Below are 22,505 nucleotides of genomic sequence, written 5' to 3'. Positions count from 1 at the left end.
TTGTCATCCAACCCATCATTGTCTGTATCGGTTCCTGCCGGAACTATATCAGCTACGCCATCATTATTTGTATCAAAACCTTCGATAGCATCTACTATACTGTCGTTGTCTGAATCTAAGTCTAAGTAATCTACAGTGTCTGCTCCATCACTGTTCACAGGGGTAAGTCCGCCTGCGTAGTTATCGTCAACACCATCGTTATTGGCATCGACACCATTCGGTGCAAGGTATCCTGCGGTTGTTTGAGCCTCCACATTATCTGGAATACCGTCGTTGTCACTATCTTGGTCGAGATGATTAGGAATACTGTCATTGTCAAAATCATACGCATCCGGTGTGCCATCATTATTAGCATCCGTATATACTGTATTGGTCCCATCACCGTTAGGTCCATTATTATCAAACGTATCTTTTACATTGGGTAATCCATCCCCATCTTCATCACCAAAAGGATCTAAGGTAGCTACATATTCCTGCAAGTCATATATACCATCTCCATCATCATCTAAGTCAACATTATCTGCAATCGTATCATTATCCAGATCTACGGGATCTCTAAAATCAACTTCGGCACCCCCACCTGTGTTTGGTAGTGCACTGGGATTATCAATTGAGCCATTAGGATCAGAATAATTTCCTGTTTGATCAATTGCATCGTCTAAACCATCGTTGTCGGTATCACTGTTGGCTAATGTAATACCAGCTTCAAAGGTATCTGAAATCGTATCCTCATCGGCATCTAAATCTAAATAATCAGGAAAAGCATCGCCGTCTATATTAATCGGTGTGAGACCTCCGGAATAATTTGTAAATACTCCATTTCCATCTACAGTGCCGTTTGGAGCATCATATGTTGCAGTACTTTGTGCCTCTACGTTATCAGGGATTCCGTCGCCATCAGAATCTAAATCTAAGTGGTTTGGCAGGGAATCTCCGTCCTGACTTGCTTCGTATACATCTGGTTGTCCATCACTATTGGCATCGGTATAATCGGTAGTGGAACCATCGGCATTAGCATTATAGGTTGCCACCCCATCTCCTGAATTATCTAAAACATCTAAGTAATTAGGCAATCCATCGCCATCAGCATCCCCATTAGGATCATTACCACCAGCCTCTACCACATCAAGAATCCCATCATTATCATCATCCAAATCGAAATTATCAAAAACACCATCACCATCAGTATCTCCGGTGCACACGGAATATAAAACTGTTCCTATAGAAAATTGATTTTCATTAAGATCAAATTCTTTTAAAAAGTTTTCATTAGCATAAATATCGAACTCAATCGAAGCAATGTCGTTAAATTCAAACATTAAATTACTTTCCGGTCCATTAGCTTCGGCTTCTGTACCTGACGACAATAATTGAGGAGGCGTTGTATCGATATCAATATTTGTTGGAATGTCAGTTGCGGTAAAACGCACATTATCACTACAATCCACCCCTACTGCTTCGTTTTCTGGAGGTGTACCCACGGATCCGGAAATCCCATCAATATCATTAATCACAAAACGAAAATCGTTTAAAGGAATAGGTGTAATCCCATCTGCCTGTAAAAAGGTAACACGAATACGGGAAGGCGCATTTGTACCACTACCTGGAGGGTTTCTATAAAAAAAGTTGTCTCTACCAGCTACATAGTAAGCGATTCCATTATTACCTACACCGGCAATTTTCTCCACTCGCACAAAAGTTAATGAAGGTACCGTAGGAGAGGTCGCAGTAAACAATGCATTAGAGGATTGGTCTCCTTGCGCAGGACCTCCTGTAATTGACACATTCTCAAAATTTTGAGCAATGGTCGTATGTGAGGTAAAAGCTATAATTAAAAAGAAAAGAAGATTTAATTTCTTACAACTATAAGTAAAGATTTTCATAGGCAATGGTTATGAGTAAAAATTTTTGTTCAATCACAAGGTGTAAAGATTACAAAATGTCCTTAAAGTTCATAAAAGGGAAAGAAAATATTAACATCCATTCGGACACAAAACCTCTTTCTTCGATGAAACGCATACTAATGAATTTTTGCTCTTATTAAAAAAAACAAAATACAACCGACATTTGAGCGTAATTATTCTTAACACAGTATACCTATACGAGTCAATAACGAATACATCAATACGGGTAAATATAAAACTCTAATAGGTATATACAAATAACGTCTTAAACGCAATGCAAGCTACCACTTTTCAAGATCCATAACAAAATTTTAACACAGGCTTTTTAACTTCAAATAGAGATAGGGCAAGTACGAGCCATCGAAAAATTATATAAAACCTCGTTTTCTAGCTTCTTCTAATAATTTTTGATCATCAGCTTTGGCTATTGAAAACATTTCTTTAATCTGATTTTTTCGTTTCTCTATCGCACTAAGCGATAAACTTACGTAGTTGGGGAGATTTTTGGTTTTAACACCTCGGGAGAGGTGATATAGAATTTTTAAATTTTTCTCATCAAGTGAAAAATTATTATTCATCATTTTTCTAAAGTGATTATTCACTGTAGCACTATAATAAGGGGTACCACTCACAATATTATTAAAAGCCAACAGTAACTCACTGGATGTTAAATCGCTTTTTATTAAAAAGCCTGATGGGTTTATATTTTTTAAAATATTATGTATACGATGATCTTCGCGGTGCATAGTAAGAATTATAACCTTTGACTTGGGAAGTAGTTTTTTTGCATGTTTTGCTAAATCCTCTCCAGAGGTAATAGTCCCATCTGTCGAAGGTGGTAATTTAATATCTACAAAAAGCATATCATAAGGCGCTGATGATTTAGAAGACTCTACAATGAGTTCATATGCATCATCACAATTTGAAGCAATATCAATTGTGATAGCATATTCCTTTTGGTTCTCGCCCAAGAGCGTGTTTTTATAGCCTTCTATGATCATAGGATGATCATCAATCATAAGAACTTTAAGCTTCTTCTTCATTAGTAGTAATTGTGGTTAATTTCTTTTGTTCGTGAAAGAAAATTCTGATTAATTTTCTTAACTAAGATATGATTTTTTTTTATTTCTACACTGGAATATCAACTATGATTTTTGTTCCTGAATTTTTCGGACTTAAAAATTTGACCTCCCCATACATTTGCTTGACTCTGGAATTTATATTCTTTAATCCAATTCCCTTTTTCACTTTAGCATATTTAAAGCCTACGCCATTATCAGAAACAACTAATTTAATAGAATTTTCTAAGTTTTTAAAACTTACTTCAATTTTTTCAGCATTCGCATGCTTAAAAATATTTTGAAGGGATTCCTGTATAATTCTATAAATATTCACTTTTTTAAAGTCATCTATATCTTCCCAATCAATATTCTCGTCATTCGAGAGTGTGAAGTCAATTTCGTGAATTGCACATTGGTCACTAATTAAGCTTTCGATCACATCAACATAGGCAACATCGGGTGAAAACGTTTCAGTTCCCAAATCATGGGAAATCAATCTAATTTCCCGCTCTATCGATTTTAATTCGTCTATATATTTAGTCCTATGTTCTGTAAAACCATCGTTAACTCGCTGGTTTATACCATCCAAACTCAAACGCACTCCGAACAACCTGCCCAGAACTCCATCATGCAACTCTTCGGACATTCTTTGTTGCTCCAGTTGCCGTCCTTCTTCTAACTTGACTTGTTGAGTTAAGAGCAATCGGTAAATTTCTTGATTGGACTCTTGTTGTTTTTGAGAAAACAACAATTCATTATTACTTTGACGTTGCCTAAAAATTATATACACTAAGAGAAAAAGAGCTGATAAACCGACTACGGTTATAATAAGAATTTCATTTTCCCTACTTATTTGTTCGTTTTTCTCTACAATTTCGTCCGTTTCAAATTTAACTCTGGCAAATTTATCATTACTGATTCGCTCTTGATGCTGCAAACTATCGTTTAACTTTATGTACTCGTGCGCATAATACAAAGCATCTGATGGCACCTCAATTTTACTTAATAAGTTTAAGGAATTAAGCAACTCCTTATTGTATCCAATGTCCTTGGCAAGTTTTTTTGCTACCAGCGCATATTTAACCGAACTACTATCTTGGTCTAATGAGGAAAAATACTCTGCTAAATGAAGATTATTGGTAATTAAACCTGGTTTATCATCAATACTATCTCGAATTTTTTTAGATTTTAATAAGGAAGATAAAACTCCTTCATTTTTACCAGACAAAAACTTTGCATACGCTATATTGTCGATTAATAACGCTTTGGTCTTTGGCTTTTCGTCCAATATCTTGTCATAGGAATAGGCTTGCATATAGTAGTCAATTGCCTTATCATAGAGTTTTTGATTTTTGAATACCACTCCAATATTATTCAGTGCCTGAATTTCTCTAAACTTACCATTATCCATCTTTCTGGCATACGTCAATGCATTCTGATAATTCTGAATTGCATCTTCATAACGACCTTGTTCTTTTGAAATTATACCTAAATTATTATAGCATGAATATAAGTACAAAGGGTTATCAACAGTCTTAAAATGATCAATTGCACGAATAATACTTGCTTCAGCTCCCACATAATCTTTAAAGTTTTTTTGAACAATCGCAAGATTAAATAACGTTGTACCGTGATTTGTGCTATTGGGATTTTCTAAAGAATTGTAAATTTTTACCGCATTGTAGAAGTAATAAAATGAACTATCTAATTGGTCTCGATAGTTGTAAAAAGACCCAATGTTAACGTAGGACTTTGCGATGCCTACCGAATCTTTGAGCTCTTTAGATAATTTTAACCCCTTTAAATTCTCTAGTTTAAAATTGTCGTATTCTCCTAAATAATAATATGTCAATCCTATTCTAGTAAAATTACGTCGCTTTTGAGTATCATCAATTAATTTTGAATTCCAATAAGAAGCACTATTTGCACTCGCTAAACGTTCATCGGCCGTAAGATCTCTATTATTTGCATTCTTCAAATATTTTGTCGTCATGAGTTCTGCCTTTGAAGCATCGTTCAGATTGTCATAATCGTCTTTAGTTTTAGAACACGAAACTATTACAGCGAAAACCAAAAGAATAAACCTAACCGGTAATTTTAAAATCATAAAAATTTCTTAAAGGGTTAAATTAATAAATAGATTTTAAATTAAAAGAGGTTAATCTGTATTTTATCAATTTTTATTAGAATTAAATCAAGTATCCCATATAAAACAAGCTAATAATTCTGAAAAAAAGCAAAAAAAAAGCAACGATCATATCGTTGCTTTCTTATAAAATTTTGATTTCTTTACTCTTCATCGGTAGGCGGTAGAATCTCACCTCCTGCATCTTCAGTAGCAAGAATTTCATTCACATCCAGACCGATTTCGTCGTTTACATTCTCTGATTCACAAGCTACAAATACAGTAGCTAATACTAACAACGCAAAAATAGTTTTAACAGCTTTCATACTTAAATTGGTTTAATTAATTTTTATCATACTACTTATATATATAAAATAATACATATATAATTCAGATCACTTATTTTTATTTATTATTATCTATGTTGAAGAACGACTATCATTGACCCCTGTTTTTCAATTTAACTTCTCAAATGTACAACGTTTCTTTCAACTAACCAAATATAAAGGTTCACAATTAACTAGTTACCATGTTAAAACGGTTCATTGCCGTTTTCAAAATACATCTAAAATTTTATTTGACAATTAGAAAATTCCCCGATATTATATAAAAACAAAACATTACGCTTATATAGTATACTATACACACGCTTCGAAAACCTGCAATTTTAATCGTTTCGATGCTTACTTACATATACTTTCCAAAGTCTATATTCAGTTTAAGTGTAATTCAATTTTTAAAAAAGTACATACATTTCTCAAAATAGCGAATTACTGAATTTTCCATAACACGTATACTATTATTTACGTTTGAGACATATGCTACTATATTCCGATCTATATCTATAATTATATATGAAAATTTATTGATTTACCATGAACATAGACTATTGAATTTTACCTTATATGGAACACAATATAAAGGATATAGCGCAAAAACCTTTGAGGTATAACCACATATTAATTACTTTAAAAAGTGATGCTTTAAGCTACAGTATATTTAAAACTACACCAATTCTCAAAAGAATTAAAATAAGACGTATTACTGCCCTTATTAATCCTCAAGCGTACTAGTTATATCGTTTCATAAAAAAACGCGTTTTAAGAACATAAAACGTACTCAAAAAAAATATTTAATAGATATAAATTAATCAAATACCCCCGACCTATAATTAAAATCTATTAAATATAATTTATCTTTCGATATAAAATTAAATCCTAAAAGGCATGAAAAATATAGTTATTCTATCTGGCGCTGGTATGAGTGCTGAAAGTGGTTTGAAAACTTTTAGAGATAGTAATGGTCTTTGGGAAGGGCACGATATTATGGAGGTCGCTTCTCCTATCGGCTGGAGAAATAGCCCTACTACCGTTTTGGATTTTTATAATCAGCGAAGAAAACAATTATTGAAGGTGAACCCTAATAAAGCTCATGCTACTTTGGTTACGTTAGAGGATTTCTACAATGTATCCATCATTACGCAAAATGTAGATGATCTGCATGAACGCGCAGGGAGTTCTGAGGTGCTTCATCTTCATGGCGAGTTATTAAAAGTTCGCAGTCAGTTTGATGAGAACCTGATTTTTGATTGGAAAAATGATTTAAATCTGGGTGATCTTTGTGAGCACAAATCACAGCTGCGTCCGCATATCGTCTGGTTTGGTGAAGATGTTCCTCTATTTGACAAAGCTATTGAAATAACCAGAAAAGCTGATGTAGTATGTATAATCGGTACTTCTATGCAGGTCTACCCAGCAGCTAGTTTGATTGAATATGCAACAACAACAGAGATTTTCTATATTGACCCTAATCCCCAATACAGTTCGCACAAAAACATTAAAATAATCCCTAAAAAAGCCACCTTAGCGGTTCCTGACTTGGTTGATTCACTTATAAAAAACGGCATAATTAATGCAACCTTAAAATTTAAATAAAACGTTTAATAATGGATTTATATAGCGAATTAGAGCTGTTAGATCACTCTAAGCAAAAACGTGAAAAATTCTGTTTACTACTAAGAACAGAGACCATTTCAGTAGCAGAAGTTATGGATGTCGCCGAAAAAATTAATTCTACTGTCTCTTACAAGGCACTATGGGCTCTCGAATTTATGTGTAGAGAATCTATTCAAAACCTACTGCCTCACTTGGACCGCTTTATAAAGTTACTACCAAAAATTCATTTAGATTCAGGGGTAAGGCCTGCTGCCAAAATTTGTGAGTATCTTATTGTTGAACATTACAAGAATAACAATATACATACGCTCTCTCTTGACAACCGCAAAGCCATTACATCCATTTGTTTTGATTGGCTGATTACAGATCAGAGAGTTGCCCCAAAAGCGTATAGTATGACGTGTTTACTGCACTTAGGCACCGAATTTAAGTGGATACACCCAGAATTAAAAATCATTCTTGAGAATAATTATGTTTATCAAACTGCTGCATACAAAGCTAGAGCCCGTGAGATACTACGACGTTTATAAGTTCTTTTATTCTGGTTTTCTTTAAGCTAAAGTTGTGTTCTACAAGGATATTCATTTATCTTTGCGTTTTTCAAAAAAAAAATCAACACAACAACAACTATGTCAATCTCAGCCTTAAAAGCTATCTCACCCATCGATGGACGATATGCTTCAAAAACGAAAGCCTTAAGTTCCTATTTCAGTGAAGAAGCTTTAATTAAATACCGCGTCTTAGTAGAAATAGAATATTTTATTGCGCTATGTGAACAACCGCTACCACAACTTCAATCAGTTGACAAAAACTTATATTCAAAATTAAGAGCGGTGTATACCGATTTCTCTACCGAGGATGCCTTAGCCATTAAGGAGATAGAAAAAGTGACAAACCATGATGTTAAGGCGGTCGAATATTTTATCAAGGATAAATTTGATCTGTTAGGTTTACAGCAATACAAAGAATTTATTCATTTTGGTCTTACTTCTCAGGATATCAACAACACGGCTATCCCGTTAAGTATTAAAGAGGTTATGAATTCGGTTTACATTCCACAGTATACGGAGTTAGTCGAAGCGCTGAAAAAATTAGTGAACGAATGGGAGGATATACCCATGCTAGCACGAACACACGGACAACCTGCTTCTCCTACTCGGTTAGGAAAAGAATTACAAGTCTATGTCACTCGTCTTGAGGCACAATTTGACCTTCTTAAAGATATTCCAAGTGCTGCTAAGTTCGGTGGTGCAACAGGAAATTATAATGCTCATAAGGTGGCATATCCTTCTATAGACTGGAAAAAATTCGGAACACGGTTTGTTCAGGATACTTTGGGTTTGCATCACTCCTTCCCTACTACTCAAATTGAACATTACGATCACGTAGCTGCACTTTTTGATGGTTTGAAACGTATCAACACTATCATTTTGGATTTAGATAGAGATGTTTGGACCTATGTTTCTATGGATTACTTCAAACAAAAAATAAAAAAAGGCGAAGTAGGATCGTCAGCGATGCCACATAAGGTAAATCCTATTGATTTTGAAAACAGTGAAGGTAATATTGGGATTGCTAATGCGCTATTCGAACATTTATCCGCTAAGTTACCTGTTAGTCGATTACAACGAGACTTAACGGATAGCACTGTTTTGCGGAATATCGGTGTTCCCTTTGGACATACGCTTATTGCCTTTCAGGCAACCATTAAAGGTTTAAATAAGCTTTTATTAAACGAAGAAAAATTTGCTAAAGATCTTGAAGCTAATTGGGCTGTGGTTGCCGAAGCTATACAGACTATTTTGAGAAGAGAAGGCTATCCAAATCCTTATGAAGCTTTGAAAGGTCTGACTCGTACGAATGACACAATCAATCAAAAGTCCATTCATAATTTTATCGATACTTTGGAGGTATCCATTGAAATTAAGGATGAATTAAAACAAATTACACCATCTAATTATACAGGAATATAGTATATCCATTCATTGATATAAAAAAGTGCGACATCCATTTAATGTCGCACTTTATTTTTAATAAAAATCTAATAAACTTGTATAGAAAATTATTTCAAGAATTTAGCTATTGCATTTAAGCCAGCCATGTCCATCTTACCGCTTTCAACAGATTTTACCAATTTTGCGATTTTTTCAGGCTTAATATCATCTCCAAGTACGCGAACAATTGCCAGGCCTTTCTTTTGATCGCTGGCAAAAATTACCACCTCATCGATCCTATCCTCATCCCCGACATATTTTAGCTCTACCGTAGCTCCATCAGAACCGAATCGCATCAAAGTTTCATATTGCTCCGATTTTAAAATGCTCAGTATGGTTTGCTTTTCTGTTTCGTATTTAGCCTCAGTCCCTTCTTTATAAGGTAATGCTAGTACATTAACTTTTTTTATACTACGCAAAGCTTCCTGCTCTTCTGCTCCCAGCTCAATCTCTTTGGAGTTAAGTAAACTTGCAGGAATATCCACTGATATAAAATCTGAATCCTCTTGATGATCTACAAAATAAGTCTGAAGTGATTGTGAATTCTGACATCCAACTAGAAGCAACGCTACCAGTATTGTATTTATGATACTTTTCATTTCTGTTGTTTTTTGATTGATTATGAATGGCTCTGTTACTTAGAAAACTACTTATTCTTTTTTTCTACATTTTTTAATTCTTTTCCTCCAGGTATGTTTAAATCATCAGCAAGTTTTGAGACTTGTCTAAGATCTATATTACCGGTAATTGTGAGAATTACAGTTCCAGGACCGTCTTTCTCTGTTCCTCCTTCTAAGAACATAAATAGCTCACTCACATAATTTTCATCTTTTCCGGGTTTTGAGTAAAACTTGATGTTCTTACCATCACTGTTTACACGCATCAATTCATCTAAGGTTGCAGTTTTGAGGTATGCATTAACGTCTGCTTTCATTTTTTTACCAATAGACTGATTCTCGGTTGCAAACACCTTAATGTTTTTAATATTTTCTACCAGATTTATATATTGCTGTGTCTCTTGATCACTGCTCTCAAAGTCTATTTTACTAAGCAGTTTAAACATTTTACTTGTCATGACCATAGAGGACACTTCTTTCATATTCTCATATTTATCAAAATTGCTTTGAGCATTTGAGATTGATGTAATCATCACTACTGCTATTAAAAGGGCTAACTTCTTCATATTTATTGTATTATAAATTTGTTTATTATTAAATTCTACTTCTCTTATTATTTTATAAATTTCTCTTTAGTTTTTTCAATTTCGTTTAAGTACACTAAGTCATCTGTTCCCTCATTCATGTATTTTGAAACTAACTGAAGTACTTCTTTAGTTTTTTGTAATGCAATTTGAGGATCCTCATAGGTGCCCAAATCATTTTGATTTGTCGTCTCCGGATTAAAAATAAAGATTCCTGCCAATAATGCTATGGAAGCCGCTATTGCTAAACCGGCATACCGCAAACGTAAGGGTTCTACCTTTGTATTAGTTTCGAGATTATCCTTTACAACAGGCGTATCCTTTTGAGCATACTCAAAATATGCAAACAATCTCTTATACTGTTCCAATTCTGCTGCCACATCGTTGCCAGAAAAATACTTCCGTAAAATCCTTTCATCGTCAACCGTAGATTCACCTTCAAAGTAAACGGTTAGTAATTCCTTAATTTTATACAATTCCATAGTTTTGTTTTTTTATCAATTCTTCTCTTAGCACCTTTCTTCCTCGAGACAGTGCAACTCTCACCGCATTTTCATTCATTGTCAACATCGCCGCTACCTCTGAGGTATCAAATTGTTCAATATCCCTCAATTGTATCACCAATCGTTGCTGTTCAGGCAAAGTATTGATGATCTTATGAACCCACTCCATACTATTCTTTGCCTCAATCTGATGCTGCAAAGATGTGTGTTCATCGGTATAATTAGCATGTTCAATTTTAACATTTCCAGATGATTTAGCCTTTAGCTTATCGTAACAATAATTTTTTGTCATGGTTATTGCTAAAGCTTCCGGACTTTTATATTTTACAATTGTTTTTTTTCGCTTCCATAATTTCAATAACACTTCCTGAAGGGCATCTTCGGCCTCTTCGTTACTAATTAACAATCGCTTTGCAACACGATAAAGCTTATCGCTAAAACTATTTGTTAATTTTAAAAAAACTTCTTCTTTCATGATTGGTTGGTGATTATAAAGTTGTCAGCTTTATACTAGGGAGACGACTAACTATCTAATTTATTACAATCTTTTTGAAAATAATAATAAACGCTTACTTTTAAAGCATATTAATAATCGTATTTATGAAAGTATTAAAATTTATACTACCAATTATTACCGTGGCTTTGCTCTTTCACTCGTGTTTTAAGGATCAAGATGATGAGATTCAGGATGCTTCTGTGACAAGCATAAATGATTTTATTTGGAAAGGTATGAACACCTTTTATCTCTACAAATCTGAAATTCCCGAATTAGGCAATTCTTTTTTTACTTCAAATGATCAATACAATACCTATCTAGAGGGTTTTGCAACTCCGGAACTTCTTTTTGAATCACTTCGCGCTCCTGTTGATGAATTCAGTTTTTTGGTTGACGATTATATTGCTCTGGAGCAAGCTTTTGACGGTATCACCATGAACAACGGAATGGAGTTTGGTTTAAAACTATACCCTAACAGCGATACGAATGTTTTCGGTTATGTTCGTTATGTGTTACCGGGAACCGATGCCGAGAGTAAAGGTATAAAACGCGGAGATATATTTAACACAATTAATGGAACACAACTGACGGTATCTAATTTCAGGGAACTAATAAATTTAGATAGTTACACTATTGGACTGGCAAATTTTGATGGAACTACCATTACACCTACGGGAAAATCTACTACGCTAGTTAAAATTCAATACACAGAAAACCCTGTGCACATCGTTAAAACTATGGATTACAACGGAACAAAAGTAGGCTACCTCTTGTACAACGGATTTACTGGTGATTTTGATACCCAGCTTAATGAAGCTTTCGCAAAGTTTAAGACAGATGGAGTTACCGAACTAGTTTTAGATTTACGATACAATGGAGGCGGATCCGTAACTACTGCCATTGACTTATCCAGTATGATAACTGGTCAATTTAACGGAGAGGTTTTCACTACAGAGGAGTGGAATGAGGATAGACAAGCGGATTTTGGAAGTACTAACTTGTTTGATACCACAATCAGAACCGGGGCACCAATAAATTCACTAAATCTTTCTAAAGTATATGTACTAACTACACGTAGTTCTGCCTCGGCAAGCGAGTTAGTAATTAACGGACTCGATCCATACATTAGCGTACGAACGATTGGCACAACTACGCGAGGTAAATTTCAAGCCTCTATCACACTCTATGATTCTGAAAATTTTTCAAGACAAGGAGCCAGTCCTAATCATACCTATGCGATACAACCGTTGGTCTTAAAATCTGTTAATTCTGTAGGTTTTACAGATTACTTTCAAGGATTTTCTCCCGACATTGAGGTGACCGAAGATTATTCCAACCTTGGTACGTTAGGAGATCCCAATGAACGTTTGTTACAAACCGCTTTAAATGATATTCAGGGAGCAAAAATTTCTTATCAAAATACCTACCTAAAAACTGTCGGCGAAAGTAAGATGACCTCCCCGACCTATCATAGAATGTATAAAGATTAACAACGTTAAAGATTCAATATCTACTCGACAATTAAAATAATATCGTATTTTTAGCAAAAAATTAACAAATAGCATGAATATTTTAAAGTTATCACTTAGTGTAATAAGTTTAGCTGCCATAGTTGCATGTTCAACCGATGATACTATTACACAAAATAATCAACAACCTACGTCTGATGTTACCAATAAGGATCAAGGCCTGGATCAGTTCATATGGAACGGCATGAACCAAGTATATCTGTATAAAGAGGATGTTCCTAAATTAGCAAACGATGCATTTGCTAATACTACCGAGCTTAATAAATTTCTGGCAACTTTTACTTCACCGGAAGAGCTTTATGCAAATTTACAATCACAGCAAGATCGATTTAGCTTTCTTACTGATAATTATGTACAACTTGAACAATCATTTAGCGGTGTATCTAAAAGTAACGGAATGGATTTTTCCTTAGCGTTAGTAAGCCAAGGTTCGGATGATGTGATCGGGTTTGTACGCTATGTGCTTCCCGGTACCGATGCTGAAGCTAAGGGCGTAGTCAGAGGCGATATTTTTAACACTATTAACGGCGAGAAGTTAACTAGATCGTCCGATTTTAATACGCTATTTGGTCTAACCACCTATACCATTGGTTTAGCATCCGTAGATAGCAATGGGAATGTAACTTCACGCAATCAAGAAATTAGTTTAACGCAATCAGAATATACAGAAAATCCTGTATATATTAGTAAAGTGATCGAATATCAAGGTCAAAAGATCGGATACGTTATGTATAATAGTTTTGTTGGAGATTTTGACGCGCAATTGAATACTGCGTTTGGAGATCTAAAAGCTGCCGGAATCAATGATCTTATATTGGATTTGAGATATAATGGAGGTGGTTCTGTAAGAACAGCGATCGATTTATCTGCGATGATCACAGGACAATTCACCGGAGATATTTTTTCTAAAGAAATCTGGAATAAAGAATTACAAGCTGCATTTAATGCTCAGGATCCTGAGCGATTAATCAATCGTTTTAGAGATACGATTCGAACGGGAGCTCCAATAAATTCATTGAACTTATCGAGAGTTTACATATTGACTACAGATCGTAGTGCATCGGCAAGTGAATTGGTAATCAATGGTCTAGATCCATATATTGAAACAAAGAAAATCGGAGATACTACTACCGGTAAATTTCAAGCTTCTATCACACTCTATGATTCAGATAATTTTGGAAGAGAAGGAGCTAGTACAGAACATACCTATGCAATTCAGCCGTTAGTCTTAAAATCGGCTAATAAAGTCGGCAAAACCGATTATGTGAATGGTTTAGCTCCAGATGTTAATTTCAAAGAAAAAATAAGTAATCTTGGGATTTTAGGAGAACCTACTGAACCATTCTTAAATGCTGCTTTAGAGTATATTGTCAATGGTGTGCTCCCGGCAGATCCAAATGCAAAACGCAAAAATGGTTTTATCGAAGAAATGGAAATTTTGGGAGAAAGCAACATGTTTAATCCTACCTACCAACGTATGTATATTGATCATGATAAAGTTGATTTCATTCGATAACTAAAATCATATATCCATAAAAACCAAAGCCTTCTATATAGATAGAAGGCTTTTTTTGGTGTAATGTATTTGATTCGTTGGCTATTTAAAAACTCAAACTAAATCCAATTTTAGCATTTCTACCACGGGTGCTGTATCCAAAAGATTCTTGAAAATCTTCATTGGTTATATTAGAAACACTCGCAAATACATTCATGTTGGATAAAAGCTTATGATTGATATAAAAATCAAGCAACCCAAAACCTTCTAAAGTTACATCCTCTACTTCAAAGGTAGTTGCGTTATAAAAACTATCTTCCCGTTCATCATTATAACGGTACGATAAAGACGCAAAGGTTGTCTTATTTAATTGATAACCCGTAGTTACGTTAAACATTATCTCAGGAATGCGGATTTGAGATAACTCTTCATCTATCTTAGTATATGTAAAGTTTCCAGAGAGCTGCAATTTATCGTCTAACAGTTGTATACTCATTTCTACCTCTATTCCTGAAGTAGTGAAATCCTCTTCCACATTTTGGTATTGGTATACAAAACTGCCAAGATCTACAAAATCCACAAAATTTTTCTCGTCTCTTCTAAAATACACCGTACTTATTCGCGTCTTTTTATTCAAAGAGAGTTCTAAACCTCCTTCTATCGTAGTATTCTCTTCAGGCTCCAAGTCTAAATTACCATACAGTGGTGCGTATAATTGATAAAGTGACGGAGTTATATAAGCAGTACTATAAGAGGCTAATCCTTTTATATAATTTTCTCCAAACTCATAGGTATATGATGGATTCATAGAATATACCAAATGTGTACCATACTCACTATGAATATTTACACGAGCTCCGGCGTTGATATTTAATCCTATTTTTGAAGTGTAGACAATATTAAAATAAGGATCCACAATATCAAAATCTGCTTGATTGTCATCGATATCCCTGTTTAAAGGTAAATCTCGACCAAATGCACTGTATCCATTGTAATCACTATACGCCCCATTGACCCCCAGTATCGTATAGAATGAATCTTTAAAGCGATATTTATTATAAGCATCAAAAGTATATAATCTACTTTCTGATCTTGAAGCATAGGTATCCGTTTCAAAATCTCTATCCAACAAAGCATAGCTATCTGTAAAGATGAAACTACCTTTAGCATACTTATATTCCCAGTAACTACCGGCTCGTAATTGTTCATTGGACGCATTATTATTGCCATCTGCACGAGCACCGTCATCATAACTACTGTCAAAAAAGTCCATAGCACCGAAAAAATGAAACTTAAAGCGATCATTAACTTTATAACCGGCTTTAGTATACACATTGTACTTATTGAAAAAATCCTTTTCAAACGTTTCTGAAGAGTCATCCGGGGACTCTGCCGCTGACAACCCATCGGCATATTGATTGCCAAAACTCGCGAGATAAGAAAACTTACCCAAAGTTCCATTTACAGAAGCCGAATTCACAAATTCCTGAATGTCGTAATCTTGGTCTTCCTGTGACTGATTTGAGCCAATACTCGACTCAAAATTTGCAGCAATTTTGTCTTTGCTCTCTTTTTTTAAAGTAATATTAATTACTGCAGTGGCCGCCCCTGATCCATAAAGCGTACTCGACGATCCTTTTAAAACTTCAATACTCTCTATTTGATTAACAGACAACAACCGTAAATCAAATTCTCCATTTATTTTTGAGGGATCATTAACCGTTACACCATTGATACGAATAACAACTTGACGGTTCCGTCCTCCTCGTACATAGGTATTAATAACTTCTCCTGCCGCATTATTAGAACCGTTCATATAGATTCCGGCAACTCGATTAAGAACGGTTGCTACAGATTGCCCCTGACTTTTTTCTAGTTCCTGCGCAGTAATCTTAGTAATTACCTTACCGCTTTGTTCTCTCTTTAAATCAAATTTTGAATCTGAAACAACAACTTCTTCTAATTCATTAATAGGTTGTTGTGATGTTGTTTCCTGACTGGTAATTAGTTGAGCCGCCCAAATACAAAGTGCAGTCCCAAGCATAGTTTTTTTGTTCATTACTATAAAAACTTAGTTTATTAAAAACCGGAAAAAAGTATGTAGTTTCCCCATACCCAAACCTTTATCCCGAAAGTTTGATACTCGTGAACATGGCAGGTCTCCTGGCTTGCGTCTTATTGTCTACCTTCCCGCTTAGTATTGAGATCAATTCTCAAAATGAAGCAGTGGTTTTAGCAGATTTGACAATAAACACTATCATCCATACGATGATAGCTAAGCTTACAGTTGCGGGAACAGCTTAGGATTTCTATGAGTTTTTAAACTGTACAGTCACCTAATTCCCTTTTAATCTTGGACACTATACGTTGTGCCTTCGAACCAAAATTCTGGGCGAAAGTAAAACTATTTCTTTAAAAAACAAGAACTGATTCCTTTATAAATTGATAATACTAGTACCTTCGCTTTTCAAAATCTTGTAAAATGATCTATTACATAACAGGCGGAGAACGATCAGGAAAGAGTAGCTACGCTCAAAATTTAGCGGTAACCTTGCACCCTAATCCATGCTACTTAGCAACTTCACGCATTTGGGATAAACAACATCAGCAACGAATCAATCGACATATCGCAGACAGAGATCACCGTTGGACTTCTATCGAGGAAGAAAAAGAATTATCCAATGTTATCCTCCCCAAAACCACGGTCGTTATAGATTGTGTCACGTTATGGCTGACTAATTATTTTGTGGACACAAAAAACGATATCGAAGAATCTCTTCAATTAGCGAAAGCTGAATTTAATAAAATTTTAAAAATTGATGCCAATGTTATAATCATCTCTAACGAAATCGGAATGGGCGTACACGCATCCACAGAAATAGGAAGAAAATTCACAGAATTACAAGGTTGGATGAATCAACATATTGCAAAGCATGCAGATCAAGCTATTCTAATGGTATCTGGTATTCCTGTAACAATAAAATAATCTAAAGAAAAAGAATTCGACTCCATGATGTTTTCTATTAAAACCAATCATACTAAAGAATTGAGTATGAAACTCCGAAACAAGATTGACGGAAAAACTAAACCGATCGGTGCTTTAGGCATGTTAGAAAGCTTAGCGTATCGAATAGGAATGATACAGCAAACGGATCAACCAACATTGAAAAAACCAACCATATTGGTGTTTGCCGGAGATCATGGTATTGCAAAAGAAAATCAAGTAAACCCCTATCCACAGGAAGTAACTTCGCAAATGGTACTCAATTTTCTTAATGGTGGTGCTGCAATCAATGTTTTTTGCAAACAACATGATATGGCATTAAAAATAATAGATGCCGGCGTAAATCATAAATTCGAACAACATCCGGATCTTATCCATGCAAAAATAAATTACGGGACGCAGAATTATCAACACGTTCCTGCAATGACTATAACTGAATGCAAAAAAGCAATACAGAAGGGAGCTGAAATTGTTACTAAGATATACAATGATGGGTGTAATGTGGTTGGATTTGGTGAAATGGGAATTGGTAACACCTCCTCGGCGGCCTTATTGATGGCTTATACTACAAAACTTCCAATCGCTGAATGTGTAGGAGCAGGTACCGGACTGTCAAAGGAAAGAATCACCCAAAAACAAAATATTCTTACTGAAGTATTTAAAAAGCATGCACCTCAATCCCCTATAGATGCCCTAGCTACTTTTGGTGGTTTTGAAATTGCCATGATCACCGGCGCTATCCTGAAGGCAGCAGAACTAAAAATGACTATTCTAATCGATGGGTTTATAGTAACCTCAGCGCTTTTAATAGCACATGCAATACATAAGGATGTAGTTGATTATTGTGTATTCGCCCACACTTCGGGAGAGCAAGGGCATTCAAAAATGTTAGCATTCTTAGATCAGAAACCATTGCTGTCGCTACAGCTTAGACTTGGTGAAGGAACGGGTAGTGCTGTCGCCTATCCTCTTCTTGTATCGGCAGTGAATTTTCTAAACACCATGGCTAGTTTTGAAGAAGCAAGTGTAACCTCAGTTCAATAATTTTATGAAAACCCAACTCCATATTTTTCTTACCGCCGTGATGTTTTTCACTCGGATTCCATGTCCAAAATGGGTCGATCATCATCCTGATTATTTGAAAAAAAGTTCACGCTATTTTTCCTTAGTCGGTATTCTGGTGGGTGCTATTGGAGCCATTGTATTTATTGGGGCTTCTTTTTTATTTTCCACAGAGATTGCTTTACTAATATCAATGTTTTCTACTATCTATGCTACAGGAGCTTTTCATGAAGATGGTTTTGCTGATGTCTGCGATGGCTTTGGCGGAGGCTGGACCAAAGAAAAAATTCTATTGATCATGAAGGATTCCCGTCTGGGTACGTATGGGACTATCGGGATTCTCTTGATATTAGCAATCAAGTTTAGCGCGTTGAGAGAACTTCCCTCCGATCAGATTCCGTTACTGCTTATCGCTGGTCACAGTTTAAGTAGATTTATAGCTACCACACTAATTTTTACCCATCCGTATGTTCGGGATACAGATGATAGCAAGGCAAAACCAGCTGCAAAAAGTATGTCAGCAAATATGTTGTTGATAAGTGCCGTTTTCGGGATACTACCTTTACTGTTTTTTAATCAACTATGGATTTTTACAGTTATCCTTCCAATGTATCTCTCAAAAATGTTTTTGGCTGCTAAATTTAAGAAATGGATTGGTGGACAAACCGGTGATTGTGCGGGTGCTGTACAACAATTAAGTGAAGTCGTATTCTATTTAAGTGTTCTGGTGTTATGGAAATTTATTTAATTCGTCATACTACCCCAAAAGTTGACAAAGGCGTATGCTATGGACACACAGATTTAGATATTGCATCTACATTTGAAGAGGAAGCAGAACGAATTCTTTTAGAGCTTCCGTCGACAGAGGAATTTACAATATATAGTAGCCCTTTGCAACGTTGCACTAAACTTGCAAAAAAAATCAATGCCAACTTTAAAATAGATCCACGTCTCATGGAACTCAATTTCGGAAATTGGGAGAATTTAAAATGGGATGTAATCCCAAAAGATGAACTTGATCCATGGATGCAAGATTTTGTGAACGTAAAGGTACCAGGAGGTGAATCCTATATTGATTTATCTAATCGTGTCCGCTCTTTTTTTGATGAATTATATTCAACCTCCCATCAGAAAGCAATCATAATTACGCATGCAGGGCCCATGCGAGCAATTCTGTCCAGTCTGCAGCAAATAGCGCTCAAAGATTCGTTTTCAATAAAAATAAATTACGGTGATGTTATTAAAATTTAATGTGCATCTAAAATAAGGGAAGCAAAATTATAATTGGAAGATTTTTCAACTCCCACCACACTAACCTGCAGACGTTGTTTAAACATGGGAGCATTGAGTACTAAGGTATGATATTCTCCGTTTTCTCCGCAAACATCAATTTGTAAAGCTTCTAATTCCTGAATCAAATTTTTATCCAGCGTTCTTCCTAAAAATTCTTTGCCAAGTGTATTATTGCAAGAAACTATCATCGCTTCAATACCCGTATCTAACATTTGTTCTACTAAATCCCTTCGAGAACCTTTCCATAACGGTAATTTTGCCTCCAAACCAGCTTCGGCACTCACCTTTTCCTCCCAGGCACGATGGCTTTCAATATCGATATCCCCATAAACTGCGGCAGATAATCCATATTGATCTTTTAACATCACCAGATTTTTTACAAAAGACGCCTCATAAGCTGCCCATGTTGCTTCAAAAAAGTGGATCGGAACGTCTAAGGCTTGTGCTTGAGCGGTAAGAATATTTTTAGGGATTCCATGAGAACGAGAACGATCCCCATGCTCATTGAGAACATTAAGCAATGCTTTAGGTTCCAAACCTTGTTTTATTGCCAAATAATACGCATAACAGCTATCTTTTCCTCCACTCCAGGAACATAAAAAGGACATATCTCTATTTTTAAAAAGACAAATTAACAGCATTTACTATGAAATTTAACAAAAAATGTTCGAAGTTTGACCCGTAAAATTAAACACAATGAGATTTGTATTAAGCATCATCCTCTTGGTAGTTTTATCTTGTAAAGAGAAAAACGCTGCATTATCCAATGATCAGGACATTGAATTAATGAATCAAACCGTGACCTATGCTACGGGGTTCTCAATCAAGACATATGACGGATATAAAGAAATTAAATTAAATAATCCTTGGCCGGATGCACAACAGGAGTTAACCTATATCCTTTACACCACAGAAGCCAAAAAACCTAAATACAGTCCTAACATTACTTTTATTAAAATTCCTGTGCAACATGTGGTTGTGACATCAACCACAGACATACCTATGCTTGAGTTATTGGAAAAAGAACAGACCTTAGTTGGTTTCCCCAATACGGATTATATCACTTCAGAAAAAACAAGAAAGCTTATAAGCAATGGTAATATAAAAGAATTAGGCAATGAACGTTCTATAAACACAGAATTAGTTTTGGAGCTTGCTCCGGATGTTGTGATAGGGTTCTCTGCCACCGGAAATACAAAAGCGTATGATCTTATCCAAAAAACAGGTATTCCTACCGTAATGAACGGGTCCTGGATGGAAAAACATCCTTTGGGCCGAGCAGAATGGATTAAATTTGTTGCAGCTTTTTATGGAGAAGAACAAAAGGCCAGAACTATTTTTGGTGAGATTGAAAAGGCATACAACAATGCGGTAGAAAGTGCAAAAAAAGCAGCAACCTCACCAACTATACTTGCCGGAAGTATGTTTAAGGACACTTGGCATGTCCCCGGTGGAGACAGCTATGTAGCTAAGTTTTTAAAAGATGCAAACACCTCTTATTTATGGGCAGATGAAAAAATGACTGGTAGTATTGCGTTAAATTTTGAAAGTGTTTTGGAAAAAGGGCAAAATGCAGATTTCTGGATCGGATCAGGAAGTTCAAAAACTATGGATGAACTGTATCAAAAGAATAATCGTTATCAGCTTTTTGATGCTTTTAAAAATAAAAACGTATATTCTTCGACCTTAAAAGTTGGTGAAAAAGGTGGGCTTTTATATTATGAACTTGGTCCAATGCGACCCGATTTAATTTTAAAAGATATTATTAAAATCACTCATGCGGAAGTGCTACCTAATTACGAACTTTACTTTTTTAAAAACCTAAATTAATTGACCCCAAATAGATCATATCGTAATGTATTTATAGGTATCGGCATACTCTTGTTGATTTGCTTTATCATAAATATTAGCTTGGGTTCTGTTTTTATTCCCTGGCTAGATACTCTGCGTAGTTTAGTCGGCGCAACGGTTGATAAGGAATCCTGGCGTCATATCATTATTGCCTACCGTTTGCCCAAAGCTATTACTGCTATCTTAGTAGGCAGTGGCTTAGGCGTATCCGGTTTATTAATGCAAACGCTATTTCGCAATCCTCTGGCAGGTCCCTTTGTTCTTGGTATTAGTTCTGGAGCAAGTTTGGGTGTCGCTTTATTATTATTAGGAGGATCGTTTGCAGGTTCTGTACTCTCTGTAGTTTTAATATCAAAATGGAGTTTAGTTATCGCCGCAAGTTTAGGAAGTATTTTAGTACTAATAGCAGTGATGATCGTGTCAGTAAGAATCCGGGATACAATGGCTATTTTGATTATCGGTTTGATGTTTGGAAGCATAACAACAGCTATTGTCAGTGTATTATCATACTTTGCACCCGCAGAGCAGTTGCAGCAGTTTATTTTTTGGGGATTTGGCAGCTTGGGCAATCTTACCTGGAACGATTTGCTTATTTTATCATCGATTACACTGATCGGTTTGTTATTAGCCTTTGCAGCAATTAAACCATTAAACACGCTCCTGCTGGGTGAAAACTATGCTAAAAGTCTCGGTCTAAGTATTAAAAAGAGTCGAATTTTGATTTTAATTGCAACCAGCTTGTTAGCCGGTAGCATTACTGCTTTTGCCGGGCCTATTGCTTTTGTTGGGTTAGCAGTTCCACATTTGACGAGACAACTATTTCACACTTCAGATCATAAAATATTGTTACCGGCGGTTATTCTTTTTGGCAGTATAATTATGCTAATTTGTGATACAATTGCTCAAGTCCCGGCGAGTGACTTTACACTACCTATAAACGCAATTACCTCTTTAATTGGAGCTCCGGTAGTAATTTGGCTTTTAGTACGTAAACGAAAAATGCTATTTTAACACTTTAGATACTTATATTAA

General features: G+C 35.4%; 20 protein-coding genes, 1 pseudogene and 1 riboswitch. Of the genes and pseudogenes, 11 read left to right on the top strand and 10 right to left on the bottom strand.

Going from position 1 to position 22,505, the window contains the following annotated elements:
* From ACJRPK_RS16770 to ACJRPK_RS16755, 4 genes and pseudogenes are all read right to left on the bottom strand, one after another.
* A pseudogene (locus tag ACJRPK_RS16770) lies at window positions 1-1,883 on the bottom strand (hypothetical protein); the annotation flags it as partial.
* Between the two features lie 389 nt (window positions 1,884-2,272).
* A complete protein-coding gene (locus ACJRPK_RS16765) occupies window positions 2,273-2,947 on the bottom strand; it encodes a response regulator (protein WP_407141562.1) in 675 nt (224 codons plus the stop codon).
* 85 nt (window positions 2,948-3,032) lie between these two features.
* Entirely contained in the window at window positions 3,033-5,072 is a 2,040-nt protein-coding gene (locus ACJRPK_RS16760) for a tetratricopeptide repeat protein (RefSeq protein ID WP_407141561.1), read from the bottom strand.
* A gap of 182 nt (window positions 5,073-5,254) precedes the next feature.
* The gene (locus tag ACJRPK_RS16755) at window positions 5,255-5,416 is read right to left on the bottom strand and encodes a hypothetical protein (protein ID WP_170251881.1); all 162 of its coding nucleotides are present in this window, start codon (window positions 5,414-5,416) and stop codon (window positions 5,255-5,257) included.
* 900 nt (window positions 5,417-6,316) lie between these two features.
* Here ACJRPK_RS16755 and ACJRPK_RS16750 point away from each other — a divergent pair.
* From ACJRPK_RS16750 to purB, 3 genes are all read left to right on the top strand, one after another.
* Window positions 6,317-7,024 carry an SIR2 family NAD-dependent protein deacylase gene (locus ACJRPK_RS16750; protein ID WP_407141560.1) on the top strand — a complete coding sequence of 236 codons (708 nt, stop codon included), beginning with the start codon at window positions 6,317-6,319 and terminating at the stop codon, window positions 7,022-7,024.
* A gap of 11 nt (window positions 7,025-7,035) precedes the next feature.
* Window positions 7,036-7,575: an adenylosuccinate lyase gene (locus tag ACJRPK_RS16745; RefSeq protein WP_407141559.1), complete on the top strand. Its 540-nt coding sequence runs from the start codon at window positions 7,036-7,038 to the stop codon at window positions 7,573-7,575.
* A 99-nt stretch (window positions 7,576-7,674) separates the two neighbouring features.
* Window positions 7,675-9,018, top strand: a complete 1,344-nt coding sequence (purB, locus tag ACJRPK_RS16740; protein ID WP_407141558.1) for an adenylosuccinate lyase — start codon at window positions 7,675-7,677, stop codon at window positions 9,016-9,018.
* An 89-nt stretch (window positions 9,019-9,107) separates the two neighbouring features.
* Here purB and ACJRPK_RS16735 read toward each other — a convergent pair whose 3' ends face one another.
* The 4 genes from ACJRPK_RS16735 to ACJRPK_RS16720 are packed head-to-tail and all read right to left on the bottom strand — an operon-like array spanning window position 9,108 to window position 11,218.
* Entirely contained in the window at window positions 9,108-9,638 is a 531-nt protein-coding gene (locus ACJRPK_RS16735) for a DUF4252 domain-containing protein (RefSeq protein ID WP_407141557.1), read from the bottom strand.
* A gap of 47 nt (window positions 9,639-9,685) precedes the next feature.
* Window positions 9,686-10,222, bottom strand: a complete 537-nt coding sequence (locus ACJRPK_RS16730; RefSeq protein WP_407141556.1) for a DUF4252 domain-containing protein — start codon at window positions 10,220-10,222, stop codon at window positions 9,686-9,688.
* Window positions 10,223-10,269: 47 nt separating this feature from the next.
* A complete protein-coding gene (locus ACJRPK_RS16725) occupies window positions 10,270-10,722 on the bottom strand; it encodes a hypothetical protein (RefSeq protein WP_407141555.1) in 453 nt (150 codons plus the stop codon).
* Entirely contained in the window at window positions 10,709-11,218 is a 510-nt protein-coding gene (locus tag ACJRPK_RS16720; protein ID WP_407141554.1) for an RNA polymerase sigma factor, read from the bottom strand. The genes ACJRPK_RS16725 and ACJRPK_RS16720 overlap by 14 nt, the downstream gene beginning before the upstream one ends.
* Window positions 11,219-11,343: 125 nt before the next feature.
* Between ACJRPK_RS16720 and ACJRPK_RS16715 the strand changes: the two genes are divergently transcribed.
* Window positions 11,344-12,729 (top strand): S41 family peptidase, encoded by a 1,386-nt coding sequence (locus tag ACJRPK_RS16715; protein WP_407141553.1) that lies wholly within the window; start codon window positions 11,344-11,346, stop codon window positions 12,727-12,729.
* Window positions 12,730-12,802: 73 nt separating this feature from the next.
* Window positions 12,803-14,284, top strand: a complete 1,482-nt coding sequence (locus ACJRPK_RS16710; RefSeq protein ID WP_407141552.1) for a S41 family peptidase — start codon at window positions 12,803-12,805, stop codon at window positions 14,282-14,284.
* An 85-nt stretch (window positions 14,285-14,369) separates the two neighbouring features.
* Here ACJRPK_RS16710 and ACJRPK_RS16705 read toward each other — a convergent pair whose 3' ends face one another.
* Window positions 14,370-16,322: a TonB-dependent receptor plug domain-containing protein gene (locus ACJRPK_RS16705; protein ID WP_407141551.1), complete on the bottom strand. Its 1,953-nt coding sequence runs from the start codon at window positions 16,320-16,322 to the stop codon at window positions 14,370-14,372.
* Window positions 16,323-16,398: 76 nt separating this feature from the next.
* Window positions 16,399-16,663, bottom strand: a riboswitch (cobalamin riboswitch).
* Between the two features lie 82 nt (window positions 16,664-16,745).
* Here ACJRPK_RS16705 and ACJRPK_RS16700 point away from each other — a divergent pair.
* The 4 genes from ACJRPK_RS16700 (at window position 16,746) to cobC (ending at window position 19,580) form a co-directional block, all read left to right on the top strand.
* The gene (locus ACJRPK_RS16700; RefSeq protein WP_407141550.1) at window positions 16,746-17,249 is read left to right on the top strand and encodes a bifunctional adenosylcobinamide kinase/adenosylcobinamide-phosphate guanylyltransferase; all 504 of its coding nucleotides are present in this window, start codon (window positions 16,746-16,748) and stop codon (window positions 17,247-17,249) included.
* Window positions 17,250-17,315: 66 nt separating this feature from the next.
* Window positions 17,316-18,311: a nicotinate-nucleotide--dimethylbenzimidazole phosphoribosyltransferase gene (cobT, locus tag ACJRPK_RS16695; RefSeq protein WP_407141549.1), complete on the top strand. Its 996-nt coding sequence runs from the start codon at window positions 17,316-17,318 to the stop codon at window positions 18,309-18,311.
* 4 nt (window positions 18,312-18,315) lie between these two features.
* Window positions 18,316-19,077, top strand: coding sequence for an adenosylcobinamide-GDP ribazoletransferase (locus ACJRPK_RS16690; RefSeq protein ID WP_407141548.1), 762 nt, complete (start codon window positions 18,316-18,318; stop codon window positions 19,075-19,077).
* The gene (gene cobC, locus ACJRPK_RS16685; protein ID WP_407141547.1) at window positions 19,062-19,580 is read left to right on the top strand and encodes an alpha-ribazole phosphatase; all 519 of its coding nucleotides are present in this window, start codon (window positions 19,062-19,064) and stop codon (window positions 19,578-19,580) included. Before ACJRPK_RS16690 ends, cobC begins: the two co-directional genes overlap by 16 nt.
* On the opposite strand, the gene ACJRPK_RS16680 is transcribed toward cobC, so the two are convergent.
* Entirely contained in the window at window positions 19,577-20,230 is a 654-nt protein-coding gene (locus ACJRPK_RS16680) for a diphthine--ammonia ligase (RefSeq protein WP_407141546.1), read from the bottom strand. The genes cobC and ACJRPK_RS16680 overlap by 4 nt on opposite strands.
* Before the next feature lie 88 nt (window positions 20,231-20,318).
* Here ACJRPK_RS16680 and ACJRPK_RS16675 point away from each other — a divergent pair, with 88 nt between their 5' ends.
* Together ACJRPK_RS16675 and ACJRPK_RS16670 are read left to right on the top strand one after the other, a co-directional pair.
* Entirely contained in the window at window positions 20,319-21,452 is a 1,134-nt protein-coding gene (locus tag ACJRPK_RS16675; RefSeq protein WP_407141545.1) for an ABC transporter substrate-binding protein, read from the top strand.
* On the top strand, window positions 21,453-22,484 hold the full coding sequence (locus tag ACJRPK_RS16670) for a FecCD family ABC transporter permease (RefSeq protein WP_407141544.1): 1,032 nt from the start codon (window positions 21,453-21,455) through the stop codon (window positions 22,482-22,484). It abuts the gene before it with no gap.
* Window positions 22,485-22,505: the final 21 nt, after the last annotated feature.

Source organism: Aquimarina sp. 2-A2 (assembly GCF_045505135.1).
In the GTDB taxonomy this organism is placed as follows: domain Bacteria; phylum Bacteroidota; class Bacteroidia; order Flavobacteriales; family Flavobacteriaceae; genus Aquimarina; species Aquimarina intermedia.
Note: the sequence above shows the minus strand (reverse complement) of the source record. Positions and strands in the feature narration are given on the sequence as shown.